We start from the raw sequence: 14,627 nt of genomic DNA on the forward strand, positions 1-14,627 counted from the left end.
CTCTCTCCTTTCCGGGGTTATTGGTAGTATCCGGGGCCACGGATATTGTCGTGGCGCGGCGGGGCGGTGACGGGCTCCGGCGGACCCGGGGCCCGGTCGAGGCCGGTGATAAGAATGGAGCGCACCGATCCGTAGCTGATGGTGCCGGTGGTCAGCGCGCGTTCGCAGGCGGCTTCCAGCCTGTCCGGGGTGAATTGCCGCCGGAGGTTCAGGACGCCGAGGGCGGAGCGGTAGCCCTGTTCGGGATGGGGCCGGTCGCGCATCAGCCGCTCCACGAGGGCGGCGGTGTGATAGCCGGTTCTGGCGGCGCGTTCGATCAGGCTTTCCGGTGTCATGCCGCCGTACCGCTGATGCGCCTTGGGCATGTGTTCCCTGATCGTCGTGTGACCGCCGCGCGGCCCCCGGCGATGGTGGACCGCAACCCTTTCATGATTATAGAAAATCTCGAGGGTGCGGTGGGTGAGCCGGACATCGACCTGCCGGCCGATCAACCGGTGCGGCACGGAATAGAAGCTGTGCAGCACCTCGATGTGATAGTCGGGATGCACCTTAGCGCGCTTCCATTCGGCGTATTCGAAAGGGGCGTCGGGCAAGGGCTGCAGCGCGGGGCGCTCGATCTCCTCGAACAACTCCCGGCGGGATCGTCCGACACGCCGCATGGTCCGGGCGTTCAGATCATCGACCAGCTCCGCGATGGCGACGTTCAGCGCCTCGATGGAAAAGAACTGCCGGTTGCGCAGACGGGCCAGGATCCAGCGCTCCACGATCAGCACGGCCCCTTCCACTTTGCCCTTGTCGCGGGGCTTGGCCGGGCGGGTGGGCAGCACCGTGGTGTCGTAATGCGTGGCCATGTCGGAAAAGGTTCGGGTGAGCGACGGCTCGAACCAGAGCGGCTTGGCTACGGCCGCCCGGAGATTGTCGCAGACAATTGCCTTGGGGACCCCGTGGAAAAACTTCAGCGCGCGCGCCTGCGCCTCGATCCAGTCGGGCAGCTTCTGGCTGAGGCTCGCCCAAGCGAAGGTGTAGTTCGACGCGCCAAGCACCGCGACGAAGATTTGCGCACGGTACTCGGCGCCCGTGGCCGGATCGACGATCGGAACCGTCTGCCCGGCGTAATCCGTCTGCATCGTCGCTCCGGCCTCGTGCCGGTTGCGATAGCGCGGGCTGAGGCGGCTTTCGAACGCCCGGTAACTTTGACAGAACCAGGTGTACCCATAGCCGTCCGGATGGGCGGCACGGTATTCTTCCCACAGCAGCACCAGCGTCACGCCCTTGCGCTTCATCTCGGCGGAAACCCTGGGCCAGTCAGGCTCCGTGAGGTCTCTCGGCGGACGCCCGACGCGTTGAAACAGCGCCTGCTTCAGGGTGGTGTCGTCGTCCCGATCGGCGGGCAGCGGCCAACAGTTCAGCCCGGCCTCCCGCGCCCGGAGCAGGTAGGTCGACACGGTTGTCTTGCTGAGCTTCAGACGCAGGGCGATCTCGCGCACGGAAAGCCCCTTGTCGCGTTGCCCTTATAGGTGAGACACGGCGCGCTTAGCGGTATTTCTTGCCTCTAATCATGAGATTCGATTGCCAACGGGAATCCACTTTTCCGATGTCGGCCAGCGATCCGACCAATCGTGGCGAGGAGTCGAGGCTCCTTTTCGTAGGTTCGAAGCAGGGCGGCATACGCGAAGTCGTCGATGCCGGTGCTGAACATTGCTGCTTTGAGCAGTGGACGTGACTGGGCAACCGCGATGGCGGCGAGGCTGAACAGCCTCACTTCTGGTCTCGGACTCTGAAGCGCGTGCACTGGATCGCCGCGGACAGCGCGGAGCGCCATCGCGAAGGTAACCGCCCGCATGGCCCGACGAAGGTGCATGGAGCGGTCGGCTTTGATGGCTTGCTCGAGCAGCCCTGCCCCGCCACGGGCGCGGCGCAGCAGCTTTTCGGGTACAGGCGGATCATCGGATTTGGTGAGGATGGGACGAAGTCTTGACCCGCAACTCTTGCAGTCGAACGCCCAGGCCTGCCGCCAATGTTTCAGGGCGCGGCCGCTTCGGGAACAGTTGGGGCACGACTGGAACGAGGTTCGTGCCGTCAGCGCAGCTTCGATCGGGGACAATGCCGGAAAGGTCAGCGATTTCACCAGCGCGGTCGGCATGCGCGCGACCGACGCGATGCTGTCCGCGGCGCCGGTCTCGAGTTCGAAGTCGAGGATGTCGGCATATCGGCCGTCTATGCCGATATGCGCCAGCAGTTCGGTGAACGCGCAATGATTGGCCGCCGCCAGCCGCGCCAGCCAGCCGGAGAGCAACTCGTCCGGGTAAGGTGCGAGGGTTATGGGCAGAGGGCGCAGCCTCACGCCCCCGACTTTTCAAGGCGCCGCTGGGACGGAGCGTGGCGCGACCAGAGCGGTGTCCAGTTCGCGACCGCCTCGTCGGTGATGCGCTCCTCACCGGAGAGAATGGCATCGATGGCCAGGTCCTTGACCAGGGCGAAGATGCGCGAGGTCACCCCGCCCGTCAACGCCAGGATTTGCCGGAGCGATTTGACCTGCAGGTTGGATTTCTTCGCCAGCGGCATCGCGGCGATGAGGGTCTGGATCATGTCGGAGAACTCGGCATCATCGCGCCAGTTCGCAAGGTGATGCTCGTCCAGCCGCCGCGCAAGCTGGACGTCGCCACGGATCGCATCGACCGCCTCGCTGACCCCGAAGCAGACCAGCGACGCCTCCAACTCGTTGCTGAGATAGCGCAGGACATTGAGGAAGCGGCGCTGCTCGCGGTGGGTTCCGGCAAGCAGGTTGTGGACCTCGTCGATCATGATCATCCGCAAACCAAGATCACGAAGCAACCCGACAACGCGGACCTCGAGCGACGCCACACTTTGCGCACGCAGGCTCAGTGTCACTGTACCCTATTTAATCAGATTCTGCGGATTCAGCGCATTTTGGGGCATTTTTGTACCCTTAATTGCAATATTTCCACAGGCTCCACGCCTCAGGATTTGACATCACCTGAGCTTTTCCAGATTGCATCGGCGCGGGTCAGAAGCGCTCCACCGTTTGCGCCGGCACCAAGCTCGGATATGGCCTGACGAGCTGCCTTCAGAGCGCTCACGGATGCACCTGGGCGGCTCGTTCCATGCGTCTTCCTGGTCGGATACTCTGTTTTCCACCGCCCAGATAACCGCTGGCCGAGGTCCTGCGACAACCCACGGGCCTGCTCAATCACCCGACGATGTTGAGGAAAGGCGCGGCGCAACTCAAAGACCATCCGTTCGTTTCCACGTAGAATGATGGCAGCACCCAAAACGGGACGGGTCACGCTAACACCGACCGCGGCAAGCGCCATTAACCTTTCGCGCTCGTTCCCCGAAGTGAGCGCCCTCAGGTTCGCGATCTCCAGAACTGCCATGAGATGCATGGTCAAATCCACCCGGCGCAACCGCGCGAGATTGTTCGTGGCGACAGCCGTCTTTAGAGCTTCAACGCCGCGTAAAGCGCGACCACGAAGTCTGCCTGACACATATTTGGCTGGATAATTGGTTGCCAGAGCCAGACCGCAAGTTTCGCAGGTAATCGACCACGCCAAGCGCCAATGGCGAAGCACCAGATCGGGTATTTTCTCAACACACCTCGGACAATACTGGAAGTCATGCCGCGACACGTATTGTACGCCGTGATGCGTCGCATCCGGAAGGGTCATGGCCGCAATCTCATGCTGGGTCAGTTGAACTGCCGAGCAGAGGCGGGCCCAGTCTACCTGTCCGAGATCGTTGATACGCTCCGGCACCCTGCCCTGCCCCAAACCAAGATAGCCGCAAAGTTCTTCAGCGGAGCAGTGATTGGCCTTCGCCAATCGCCCGATCCAGCTGGACAGAAGCTCATCGCGTACAGGCGGCGGTCGAAACGGTAGCGATCTGACGGTCACCGGAATGCTGCGGCGGGTTGGCGAGGGATGTTCCAGGCATGCTTTGTCCAGACCGGCTGCCAGGACTGAACCGCCTCGTCGGTGATCCGCTCCTCACCTGTCTCGATCGCTTCTATGGCCAAAGACTTGATCATGATGAACACGCGCGAGGCGACGCCGCCCGTCACTTTCAGGATCGTTCGAAGCGACCCAACCGTCAGGCCAGACCGCTGCTCGAGTGCCATTGCGGCAATCAACGTCTGGATCAGACGGGAGAACTCCACGTCGTCCTCCCAGAGCGGCAGGTAGTGTTCGTCCAGCCGACGGGCCAGTTGGTCGTCACCGCGGACGGCCTCGAGGGCCTCGTTGACACCGAAAACGACAAGCGACGCGCAGAGATCGTTGGACAGAAACCGCAGCATGTTCAGGAACCGTCGTTGCTCCCGGTAACTGCCGGCAAGCAGGTTATGCACTTCGTCGATCATCAGCATTTTCAGGTCCATGTCCCGAAGATGGCTTAGCGCGCGCACCTCAAGCTCGGACACCGTGTGACGCCCCCAAATCGGCGCCCCGATCGTCGACAGGATGTGTTGATAGAACCGGCGCTCATCCGGCGCGGGCGGCGCCTGAACCAGCAGGATGGGTGTCTTCGTGACGCCCAGTTCGGCATTGTACTGCGTCGGATACTTGCTGGCCATGCGTTTGGCGATCATCGTCTTACCGATGCCGGAGCTACCATAGACCATCAGGCCAGGCATCCGGCTCTGTTGCGGCATTTCCATAAGGGAGGTCAATCGGTTGAGAACAATCGTGGCACGGTCGAACGCGATCCAATGATCGCCGCGGATACGGTCAATTCTTTCTTCTGGGGTCATTAAACTCATCAATCTCATAGGTTGGCAGATCAGGGTTGCCTGTATCAATCGCGAACATTTCGCGCGATGGATCGCGGCGCGGTTGGTGCCGGGGAAGCCGAGCACCTCTTTCGTTTTCCAACCGGGCAGTCCGCGTCTTTTGGCGCGCCGCCTCAGCCAGCCGCCGCTGCGCGTCAATCAATTGGAATAGGACCCGCTCGTTGATCCGGCCACCATGTTTATCATGCCATTCTTTCCGCGCCCGCCGACTTTCCCAAAGCGATATACGCGGGTGGCTGAGATCCCGGTACCGGGCCGAGATCACGCGGCCATCATCGGTGATGACCCAGACCTGCGACAAGTCTCGCGGATCGTATTTCACCTGTACTTTACCCTGCCCGCGTCCGACCAACGACGCGAAGGCATCACTCCAGTAATTGACCCCGAAAAGCGTGATCCCGGTGCGTCCGAGCTGGCGCCACTCGAATGGCAGGAAGCTTGTCCGAAAGGCTTCTATGTCAACGACCTGCCGTCCCGCAGTATCCCCGCCCATGTCCGCCCATGCCGCAAGCGGCGTTCGTCCGAGAGCTTCGTGAACCGTATTGTGGTATCGGCAGATTTCCAGATGAAGCCAATCCTCAAACTCGGTCAGTGTCAGGGCCGCATGTTTTTCACTGTCATAGTCGCCCTTCTCGACGATTGAGGAATGCGTAGTCCCGGGCAGCACATGAACGGCACCCATGGTCGTTCCGATCAGCCGTTCGACATGACCGCCATAGTGTTTGCCGCCAAGCGGACGATACTCGACAGTAATGCCCCAATCTTCGCAGGCCATTCTGAAGGCCTCGCTGTGGAACTCCTGCGCATTGTCGACGTGGATCGCCTTAGGAATGCCGGCCGTCGGCCAAATCACCTCTTCCAGTGTTCCAGGGACGTGCACCGATTTCCGGCGCACACAGTGATCGAGACACAGGGCGATCGACAAGACAGATGGCTCATCGAAAGTGACATGGACCCCGAGAACGATCCGGCTCGCGACGTCGATGGCCACCGTCAGATAGGGGCGCGCAAGCGGCCGTCGATTGACGTGATCGACCAACGTGATGTCCGAAGTTGTATGATCGATCTGAACGACTTCCAGCGGGGCTGAAACTTCAAGTCGGCCAGGACGCGCCGCAAAGACCTTGTCAGCCTCCTCTGCCCCGCGCCGTTTCCGGAAGACCTCTCGCTGATCCATAGCGTCTAGACGTGCCTTGACCGTTCTTCGGGTCGGGGGCTGAAACCCCTTCGCCTCGCACTCGGCACGGATCTCGCGCCAGATGCGAAGAAAGCTCGAGCGCTCGCGGACCAGATAGTATCTCCGCAGGCTCTCATCGATGATGATTTCGACGTCTTCAGCAATCCGTTTCGATCCCGGTTTCGGCCCGCGACGGTCCAACTCCAACGCCGTGGCACGTGCATCGTTCTCTCTCAGACGTCGGTAGAGCGACCATGTGTGGCTTTTCGCCAAGCCCAGTTCCCAAGCGGCATCTCCGATAGCCGCGCTGATCGGCTCACCTCTCTTCTCAAGCTCCAGGATCGGCCGAAGAACCGCCGCACGGTGTTTCGCAAGACGCTCGTTTACCACGCAAATCCCCTCCCCAAGAGGCCGACACTTATCCACAGCTCAGACTGTACGGCAATTAAAGGTACAGTATGCTAATTAATGGTACAATATGAAAATTAAGGGTACAAACCGCCATTGATTTCACTGGGCAATTTCAGGCACGATTCTGATTAATTAGGGAACAGTGACAGCGGGCACGGAAACCGGTTCTTCCGCGCGATCATCATGCGCGCCTCAGCCCCCAACTTCCGAAAGGTCATGGCCTGCACCGCTTCGGGCGAAAGGCCGGTCCGAGCCGTGATCAGAGCCCCCTGCCCTTCCGAAAAACGCCATTCCAGATCGTACACGTCGTGCCCCTGCAGGCCAAGTGCTGCGACGAATTCCGAAACCGTCATGGCGTAGAACGAGGCCATGCGCGCGGCCCAGGAAGACAGCCGTTCGTCGACCTCGGGGAGGTAGACAACCGGCAGACGCCCGCGCGCCGTCACACCGGCTCTCCCAGGACCGCCTGCAACCGGTCGCCGCCCAGAATATCGCGCGAGAGGATGTGTTCCTCGCCGCTTTCGATGGCGGCGATCGCCAGCTGCGACATGATCGAGAAGATGCCCGAGGTGATGCCGCCGGTCACCTTGATCATCCGCGTGAGTGCGTGTCCGTCGATCTCGCTTTGGCGCCGAAGCGGCAGTGTGCGCGTGAGAGTGCTCATCAGCCCGTTCAGATCCTCGCCCTCCCGCCAGGGCGGCAATGCGAAGGCCTCGAAGCGGCGCACCAGCTGATCATCGGTGCGCAACGCGTTGCGGGCCTGCGCTGTACCAACACAGACCAGCGGGATGCGCAGCTCGTTGCCAAGAAAGCGCAGCATGTTCAGGAATCGCGCCTGCTCACGGATCGTGCCCGCCTGCAGGCTGTGGATCTCGTCGATGACCAGCATCCCCGGGCGCAATTCGGTGAGCAGGCGCAAGGCCAGACTTTCAAGTACAGACAGTGTCGCCCGCGGCGGCTCGGGGGCTCCGATCGACGCCAGGATCCGGCGGTAGAAGCGGCTCTCGTCCGGCCCCGAGACCATTTGCACCGCGACGACTGGCATATGCAGCCGTCCGCTGGCCTCGTCGAAGCTCGACGCGTGATCGCGGGTGAACTTCTCGGTGATCATCGTCTTGCCCATGCCGCTGTCACCGACAATGAGCAGGTTCGGCATGCGTGCGCGCTCGGGAAAGGACATCAGCGTTTCCAGCTTCTCCAAGGCGGCCTCGGCCCTGGGATAGGAGATCCAGCGGTCGGCGCGAATCCGGTGAATGCGCTCCTCGGCGCTGAGCGCGGCGATCTTGCCGGCTCCCGGATAGAGATGCGGGAACTCAGTCATCGTCGTACCATTCCTCGACCTTGAAGCCGGGATGGCTGAGGAACGGGCTCCCCTCCCCTTCCGGCGCGGGCAAGGCATCTCGCGAGGCGTCATCCGGTGTCACGTCGATCATGGGCCGGGGTGCCAGATGCGCCCGCCGCGCCTGATGACGCCGCGTGGCCTTGGTCTGCCGTACCGCGGTGTCGACGAGGTCGCGCTGCAGCTCGATCGTTCTGAAAATCAGTTCCTCATCCACCGACCGGCGTCCACTCTCGCGCAAGACGCGCCGGGCGGCGCGGTGCTCCCAGAGCGTGATCGCAGGCCGTGTCAGATCCGCCGGTCTCGCTTCGATGATCCCGTTCTCTGTCAGCACGAAGATGCGCGAAAGATCACGCGGATCGTATTTAAGCTTGAATTTGCGGCTTTCCCGGCCCATCAGCCAGCGCAACTCGTCCGCCCAATAGCGGATGTGGAAGAGATGCAGGCCGTCGCGCTGCAAAACGCGCTGCTCGGAGGGCAGGAAATCGACCAGGAACTGGCGCAGATCGGCCGGCATGCGGACCCTCGCCTCATCCACCCGCGCCGCCCAAGCCGCCGCAGGTGTGGTTTCCAGCGCAGAGTGGACCCGCACGTGGTACGAGCCGGTGATTTCGAGTGCCAACCAGGTCTCCAACTCATCGAGCGTCATGACCGCCTCGGCCTCGGCATCGAGATCGCCGCGCTCGAAGATGTTCGAGAAATGCGACCCCGGCAGCAGGTGCACCGTACCCATCATGGTGCCGATCAGCCGCTCGATATGCCCACCGTAGCGCGGCGTTCCCGGCGGACGGTGCTGGAGATCGATCTGGTATTCGGAACAGGCATGCTGAAAAGCCCGGGCATGGAACTCGGCGCCATTGTCAACATAAATCGCGTTCGGGATGCCCCGCGTTGGCCAATCCGTGCTGATTCCACGCGCGGTGAGCCAATGCGATTTGTCCATAACCGCATGGGTCAGACACAGTGCGACGGCCAGTAGCGATGGCGGCTCCAGCGACAGGTAAAACCCCAGAACCATGCGGGTATTCACGTCGATCGCGACCGTCAGCGTAGGTCGACCGAGCGGCCGTCGTGTCACTGGATCTACCACTGTCACGTCAGCCTTGGTGTGGTCGATCTGGACGATATCCAGCGGATCGTTGGCGACCAGCATCCCAGGCGTGGCCAGATAGCGCCGCTCGGCCTTGTCCTTGCCCTCTCGCCGGGCCATCAGCTTAGCCTGGTCATGTTGCTCCAGCCAGCGCCCCAGACGACGGATCGAGGGCGGTGCCAGCCCTTGAGCCCGACAATCGGCGGCGACCTCCCGCCAGAACCGCGTTCTGGTAGGTTTGCGGCGGGTGGCATAAAGCCCCTTGAAGTGGCGGGACACGATCTCTTCCACCGCCGGGTCCAGCGGCTGCATGCCAGGTTTGGGACCCCGGGTATCCCGTAGCAGTGCACTGGTCCGCCCATCCTCACGGAACTGCTTCATCAGACGAAAGAGCGTGGATCGGCTGACATTCAACTGGCGCATCGCCCAGTCGACATTGCCCTGAGTGAGCTGCGCAGGCAGTTCCGCCAGGACCCGGGCGCGAAACTCCGCCTCTTCCCAATCCTTGTCAGCTGGAAAATTATCGGACATAACTTACTCAGTGCATGGATGCCGGATAGTCTCACCAATGGTGATTCAAATCGGCGTCCAGTCTCACATACCTTGAATCGGTTTCAGAAATGCGACACAGGCAAGCTATTGAAAACACATGGAACCCAGTCTCAAGAACTCCGACAGACCGACAAAATCGAGCTCATCCGCGCCAAACGGGTCTTCGGTCAACGAGGATAACGAGAGAGATCATCTCAGTAGCGAGGCCTTGAGCCTTCCTTCATTTGTGGCGGGTTCAGGTGCGCTCAACCGGCTGGTGGACACCGCGCGCGACTATGCCCGCGCCGCAGCTTCTGAAAACACGCTGAAAGCCTATGCCAAGGACTGGGCGCACTTCGCACGCTGGTGCCGGTTGAAGGGTGCGGAGCCGCTGCCGCCATCACCCGAGATGATTGGGCTCTACCTGGCCGATCTGGCGTCCGGATCAGGCGCCTCCCCTGCCCTATCGGTCAGTACAATCGACCGCCGCCTGTCGGGCCTCGGCTGGAACTACGCACAACGCGGCTTCACCCTCGACCGCAAGAACCGTCACATCGCCACCGTGCTGGCAGGGATCAAACGCAAACACGCCCGTCCACCGGTACAAAAGGCAGCGATCCTGGCCGAGGATATCCTCGCGATGGTCGCCACCCTTCCTTTCGACCTGCGCGGGCTGCGGGATCGGGCCATCTTGCTCCTCGGCTACGCGGGTGGGCTACGTCGGTCGGAAATCGTCAGCCTCGACGTGCACAAAGACGACACACCGGATTCCGGCGGTTGGATCGATATCTTCGACAAGGGCGCCCTGCTCACCCTCAATGCCAAGACTGGCTGGCGTGAGGTCGAGATCGGCCGCGGGTCCAAGGATCAAACCTGTCCCGTGCATGCGCTTGAGCAGTTTTTGCACTTCGCGAAGATCGACTTCGGCCCCATCTTTGTAGGCACCTCGCGGGACGGCATGAAGGCAATGAATACCCGGCTGAACGACAAACACGTTGCACGCCTGATCAAGCGCACCGTGCTCGACGCCGGTATCCGGTCAGACCTGCCCGAGAACGAACGGCTGGCACTGTTTTCCGGGCACAGCCTACGGGCCGGTCTGGCCAGTTCCGCCGAGGTCGATGAGCGCTACGTTCAGAAACAACTCGGCCACGCCTCAGCAGAAATGACCCGCCGCTATCAACGTCGCCGCGATAGGTTCCGGGTGAATTTGACAAAGGCGGCAGGGCTGTAGCCCCCCTGCCCTACTCTGTCGGACCCGAAAGTAGGCGCGCCAACATGTGACGAATATGATCCTGCGCTCCGAAGAAGAGCGCGATCACGACAACGCAAGCTCGATCTTCGTCGGGCAGAAACCAGATCACCGTCTTCTCCAGCCGAACGAAACGAAGATTCGCCCTGATGTCAGGCCGCAGCGTTCCGATGAAAGGCGATTTCGCCAATGTATCGATTGAAGACCGGATACCCCTGATCCGATCGGCCGCTCGATTGAGTGCGGCATCCGGGTCATCGCCGAGGTCGACATATGACCGCGCGAGATGGTCGAAGATCAGTTCAAAGTCCCATTCTGCTTCCGCGGAAAACTCAAGTTCCCACATTGCCCGACTTCTGCTTGCGGGCAATCATGCGTTCTACGCGGGCATCCATTTCACCGGCAGAGATCATCGGCCCGGACATACGTCGATCAACGAGTTGGCGCAGTGCAGCCACTTCTAATTCTTCAGCCTCATTCTTCTGACGTAGAAGTTCCAGACCCTGCTGGAGCACGGAACTGAGGCTGGAGTACTGCCCCGATTCTACCAGGGCGCGGGCAAAGCGCGCTTGCGGGTCTGTCAAGGAAATCGAAGATTTTACGGTCATGCCAAGGCTCCTTCCTTTGAAAGGTAGCACCTAGTAGCACCGACTTCAAGTTCAGGATCGCCCGATGGCGTTTGAACGGCCCTGCTTCATAGACGTCTGCCTGCTTGAGACCGAATTTTGCTATCGTCCACCTGGGCAATCTCGACCAGGGTGGCCTCCGCGCGCCGGGTCAGCCGAAGGGATCGGCACATGAAGATGCGCGCGCTTGTCGAAAGGCCTGCCGGATCGCGTCATCACCGCTACCTTCGGCGAACTCACCCGCCTTTGCCTGCGCCAATCCCTCGAACAAGCCCTGTCGGATACCGGCGAGCTGAGCTTCTTTCTGCTCCAGCAGACGAAGCCCTGCGCGCATCGCCTCGCTGACGTCCCGGTAACGTCCGGACGCCACCAAAGCCTGCACCAGCTGGTCCTGGGTTTCGGTCAGAACGACATTGCGTGTCACCATGGCACAAATCTCCTCGTCGGCAATATATGCCAATACCATGTTTCGGTCATATTTTGGACGCTCACATCGCGGTCGCCAAACGGTCGATTGATGACGTGTTCCTCAATTGCAAAGAGCCAGAGAAAGGGAAGCCCGGATGCCGGGCTTGAAAGGATGGAGAGAGTCTCATCCGGGTCCGGCGTGACAAGGACCCTGACCATGGCCAAGACCTCAACCCGCCCGAAACCCGCCACCGTGAAGAAGATCGAAGCGACCGGAACGGTAACGCCTGACGGCGCTGCCGACATCCGCCTGATCCCGCTCGACCAGCTGGAGCCAAGCCCGCTCAACGTACGAAAAGTAGCCGCGGGCGCCAGTGACGATGCCGAACTCCTCGCCAGCATCCGTGAGACAGGTATCAAACAGAACCTGGTGGTTCATGCGCTGTCTGAGACACGTTTTGCCGTCGATGCGGGCGGTCGTCGCCTCAAGGCGCTGAAGCAGCTTTCACAGGAAGGTGTCATTCCGGCAAATCACCCTGTGCCCTGCCTCGTCGAAGATGAGCGCCGCGCTATCCTCACCTCCGCTACGGAAAACCTCCAGCGCGCGGCGATGCACCCCGCCGATCAGTTCGAAGCCTTCGGCAAGTTGATCGGCGAGGGTCGCAGCGAGGACGAGATCGCGTTGAAGTTCGGTGTCTCCGTCGACCTCGTGCGCCGCCGTCTCAAACTCGCCCGTGTCGCGCCCGAGATCATCGAGCAGTTCCGCGCGGGCGATCTGACCCTCGAATGCGTGATGGCGTTCACGTTGACAGACGACCATGATCGCCAACTGGCAGTCTGGAACGCGGTGAAGGGCGGCTATCACATCCATCCGCAAAGCATCAAACGCCATCTGACCGAGACCGCCCATTCGGCGAACTCGGCTCTCGGGCGCTTTGTCGGCATTGAGGCCTATGAGGCGGCGGGCGGGATTCTGCTGCGGGATCTTTTCGACGACCGGGCAAGCGCCCATATGGAAAACCCCGACCTCTTGGAGCGTCTCGCCATTGAGAAACTGCAGGCTGCGGCCAAACCCTTCGAGGCGGCTTGGAAATGGGTCGAGGTTCACCTCTCGGTGGATTACGGCGCGTTTCGCAGTTTCGGGCGGGTCTATCCGCAGGATATCGAACCTGATCCGGACCTGCTCGCCGAGGAGGAACGTCTCATCACCCGCGAAGAAGAATTGGCGGCGCAGAACGACGGTGAGGATTGGACCGACGCGGAGACCGAAGAATACTACGCTATCGAGCCACGGCTTCGCGAGATCGAGGCCCTGCAGCGTGAGCGGCAGCCCTATGCCGACGCAGATCGCGCCATCGCCGGTGTGGTTCTGACCATCGGACATGATGGGGCGCTGCGCGTCGAGAAAGGTCTGGTGCGTCCCGAGGATATTCCTGCGGCGTCCGAACCCGACGAGAGCACCGCAGATGCGGGAGGAGCCCGCTCCCCTGCCCGGCCACAGGTGACGCCGCCAACCTCCTCGACGCCGGTGCCAGCCTCCGATCCGGCGGCGACGTTGCGCAAGGCGGATGGGATTTCGGCAAGCCTGGCCGACGATCTGCGCGCCACCCGTCAGCACATCCTGCGGGCGCATCTGGCGGCGGATTTCGAAGTGGCGTTCGATGCGATGCTCTATGCGCTTTGCGAGCAAGCTCTGGGCCGGTCCTACAACAACGAGGCACTCGACATCTCGATCCGGCCCTTCCAGGCGCAAAATCGCGAGGTGCTGCATGCTGACACTGTCGCCCAGAAGATGCTCGAGGCGCTGGAACAGGACCTTGCAACCGACTGGATGAAGCTCGAGAAACCTCAAGACTTCCGCGCGATGTCGGCACTGCCCATTGCGGACAAGCAGGCGCTTTTCTCCTGGGCGACGGGTCTCGCGGTCAAACCCCAGCTTTCCTCCGACAATCGTCCTTCCCCGATCATCGAGGAAATTGGTGCGCGGCTTGACGTCGATGTGGCCGCCTGCTGGCGCCCGACTGCCCAGAACTACTGGGGCCGGGTCAACAAAGGGCATGCAGTGACCACGGCACGCAAGTTGATCGGCGACGATTACGCCGAAGATCGCAACCGCGAGCGCAAAGGTGACATCGCAGCAGCGATGGAGCGGGCCTTTGCAGAAACGGCAGACGAGACTGAAGGCTTTGCCGCCGCAGTGGTGGCCAAGACGACCCGCTGGTTGCCCGAAGGGATGGTGTTTGCTGGTTCGTCCGATGCTGACGTCGATCTCAAAAGCGATGCAGGCGAAGCCGAACGGGCCAGAACCGAGCCCGGTGAGGATGCCATGTCCGATATGGACGACGAACCGGAAGCATTGCCCGCCTTTCTCAGCGGTGATGCCGCCTGAAGCTATGGGGCGATCTGAATCGTGACTGACCCATGGGCCGTCCTCACATCGAGGGCGGTCCTTTCCGGCTGACGGGTTGCCCACAGCCGATATTGGATCGGCGGGCCCGTCCCGGAGATATCTCGTGACCACCACACTCGACCTCGATCCCGTTCAGGAAGCCGCACTCGTCGCTTCGCAGAATGACGCCTTTCGCCGCTCTATCCTTGGCAATATCCCCGTCACCGATGCCCCGCAGGGCCAGTTCGTGATGACCCGTGGCGTTGCAGCGCTTGGGCCCGATGCCCAGCTTGCTCTCACCCGCAGCGTGGCTTCGTTTGACGCGTTCAACGCTGACAGCGATCCTCATGGCTGGCACGAGATGGGTGTCAGCGACCTCGACGGGACCACGGTCTGGTTCAAGATCGATTTGTACGACGTCGACTATCAATATGGCTCCCCCGAGCCATCCGATCTCGCGCAAACGCGCCGCGTCCTGACCCTGCTTCTGCCGTCGGAATACTGACCCGGCCCCATTCCTGATGAACCCTTGGACCGCCCTTGCACAAAGGGCGGTCCTTTCCTGCTGACGGGTTTCAAGGGGCGCGACGACCGCGC

Annotated in this window: 14 protein-coding genes and 1 pseudogene; 3 read left to right on the forward strand and 12 right to left on the reverse strand. The window is 61.6% G+C overall.

What is annotated here, in order from left to right; all coding sequences use genetic code 11:
• Positions 1 to 17: 17 nt before the first annotated feature.
• The 9 genes and pseudogenes from istA to I5192_RS21795 form a co-directional block, all read right to left on the reverse strand.
• Positions 18 to 1,502 (reverse strand): annotated as a pseudogene (istA, locus tag I5192_RS21755) (IS21 family transposase); the annotation flags it as partial.
• A 50-nt stretch (positions 1,503 to 1,552) separates the two neighbouring features.
• The gene (locus I5192_RS21760; protein WP_040181362.1) at positions 1,553 to 2,344 is read right to left on the reverse strand and encodes a TniQ family protein; all 792 of its coding nucleotides are present in this window, start codon (positions 2,342 to 2,344) and stop codon (positions 1,553 to 1,555) included.
• A complete protein-coding gene (locus I5192_RS21765) occupies positions 2,341 to 2,892 on the reverse strand; it encodes a TniB family NTP-binding protein (protein WP_255612269.1) in 552 nt (183 codons plus the stop codon). Before I5192_RS21765 ends, I5192_RS21760 begins: the two co-directional genes overlap by 4 nt.
• An 89-nt stretch (positions 2,893 to 2,981) precedes the next feature.
• Positions 2,982 to 3,914 carry a TniQ family protein gene (locus I5192_RS21770; protein ID WP_223118703.1) on the reverse strand — a complete coding sequence of 311 codons (933 nt, stop codon included), beginning with the start codon at positions 3,912 to 3,914 and terminating at the stop codon, positions 2,982 to 2,984.
• Positions 3,911 to 4,768, reverse strand: coding sequence for a TniB family NTP-binding protein (locus tag I5192_RS21775; protein WP_255612270.1), 858 nt, complete (start codon positions 4,766 to 4,768; stop codon positions 3,911 to 3,913). The genes I5192_RS21770 and I5192_RS21775 overlap by 4 nt, the downstream gene beginning before the upstream one ends.
• Positions 4,746 to 6,374: a Mu transposase C-terminal domain-containing protein gene (locus I5192_RS21780; protein ID WP_223118705.1), complete on the reverse strand. Its 1,629-nt coding sequence runs from the start codon at positions 6,372 to 6,374 to the stop codon at positions 4,746 to 4,748. The genes I5192_RS21775 and I5192_RS21780 overlap by 23 nt, the downstream gene beginning before the upstream one ends.
• Before the next feature lie 149 nt (positions 6,375 to 6,523).
• Positions 6,524 to 6,841 (reverse strand): TniQ family protein, encoded by a 318-nt coding sequence (locus I5192_RS21785; RefSeq protein WP_223118706.1) that lies wholly within the window; start codon positions 6,839 to 6,841, stop codon positions 6,524 to 6,526.
• Complete coding sequence (locus tag I5192_RS21790; RefSeq protein WP_223118707.1) at positions 6,838 to 7,716, reverse strand: TniB family NTP-binding protein; 879 nt, start codon at positions 7,714 to 7,716, stop codon at positions 6,838 to 6,840. Before I5192_RS21790 ends, I5192_RS21785 begins: the two co-directional genes overlap by 4 nt.
• Positions 7,709 to 9,355 carry a Mu transposase C-terminal domain-containing protein gene (locus I5192_RS21795; protein ID WP_223118708.1) on the reverse strand — a complete coding sequence of 549 codons (1,647 nt, stop codon included), beginning with the start codon at positions 9,353 to 9,355 and terminating at the stop codon, positions 7,709 to 7,711. Before I5192_RS21795 ends, I5192_RS21790 begins: the two co-directional genes overlap by 8 nt.
• Before the next feature lie 118 nt (positions 9,356 to 9,473).
• On the opposite strand from I5192_RS21795, the gene I5192_RS21800 reads away from it, so the two are divergent.
• Positions 9,474 to 10,589: a tyrosine-type recombinase/integrase gene (locus I5192_RS21800; protein WP_223118709.1), complete on the forward strand. Its 1,116-nt coding sequence runs from the start codon at positions 9,474 to 9,476 to the stop codon at positions 10,587 to 10,589.
• A gap of 10 nt (positions 10,590 to 10,599) precedes the next feature.
• Here the strand turns inward: I5192_RS21800 and I5192_RS21805 are convergent, their stop codons facing one another.
• The 3 genes from I5192_RS21805 to I5192_RS21815 form a co-directional block, all read right to left on the reverse strand.
• Positions 10,600 to 10,953: a type II toxin-antitoxin system RelE/ParE family toxin gene (locus I5192_RS21805; protein WP_223118710.1), complete on the reverse strand. Its 354-nt coding sequence runs from the start codon at positions 10,951 to 10,953 to the stop codon at positions 10,600 to 10,602.
• The gene (locus tag I5192_RS21810) at positions 10,940 to 11,215 is read right to left on the reverse strand and encodes a type II toxin-antitoxin system ParD family antitoxin (protein ID WP_068241050.1); all 276 of its coding nucleotides are present in this window, start codon (positions 11,213 to 11,215) and stop codon (positions 10,940 to 10,942) included. Before I5192_RS21810 ends, I5192_RS21805 begins: the two co-directional genes overlap by 14 nt.
• 169 nt (positions 11,216 to 11,384) lie before the next feature.
• Complete coding sequence (locus tag I5192_RS21815) at positions 11,385 to 11,660, reverse strand: type II toxin-antitoxin system ParD family antitoxin (protein WP_223118719.1); 276 nt, start codon at positions 11,658 to 11,660, stop codon at positions 11,385 to 11,387.
• 198 nt (positions 11,661 to 11,858) lie between these two features.
• On the opposite strand from I5192_RS21815, the gene I5192_RS21820 reads away from it, so the two are divergent.
• Together I5192_RS21820 and I5192_RS21825 are read left to right on the forward strand one after the other, a co-directional pair.
• Positions 11,859 to 14,030, forward strand: a complete 2,172-nt coding sequence (locus I5192_RS21820; RefSeq protein ID WP_223118711.1) for a ParB/RepB/Spo0J family partition protein — start codon at positions 11,859 to 11,861, stop codon at positions 14,028 to 14,030.
• A gap of 124 nt (positions 14,031 to 14,154) precedes the next feature.
• The gene (locus tag I5192_RS21825) at positions 14,155 to 14,535 is read left to right on the forward strand and encodes a DUF3768 domain-containing protein (protein WP_223118712.1); all 381 of its coding nucleotides are present in this window, start codon (positions 14,155 to 14,157) and stop codon (positions 14,533 to 14,535) included.
• Positions 14,536 to 14,627: the final 92 nt, after the last annotated feature.

The organism is Ruegeria sp. SCSIO 43209, from assembly GCF_019904295.1.
Taxonomy (GTDB): Bacteria; Pseudomonadota; Alphaproteobacteria; order Rhodobacterales; family Rhodobacteraceae; genus Ruegeria.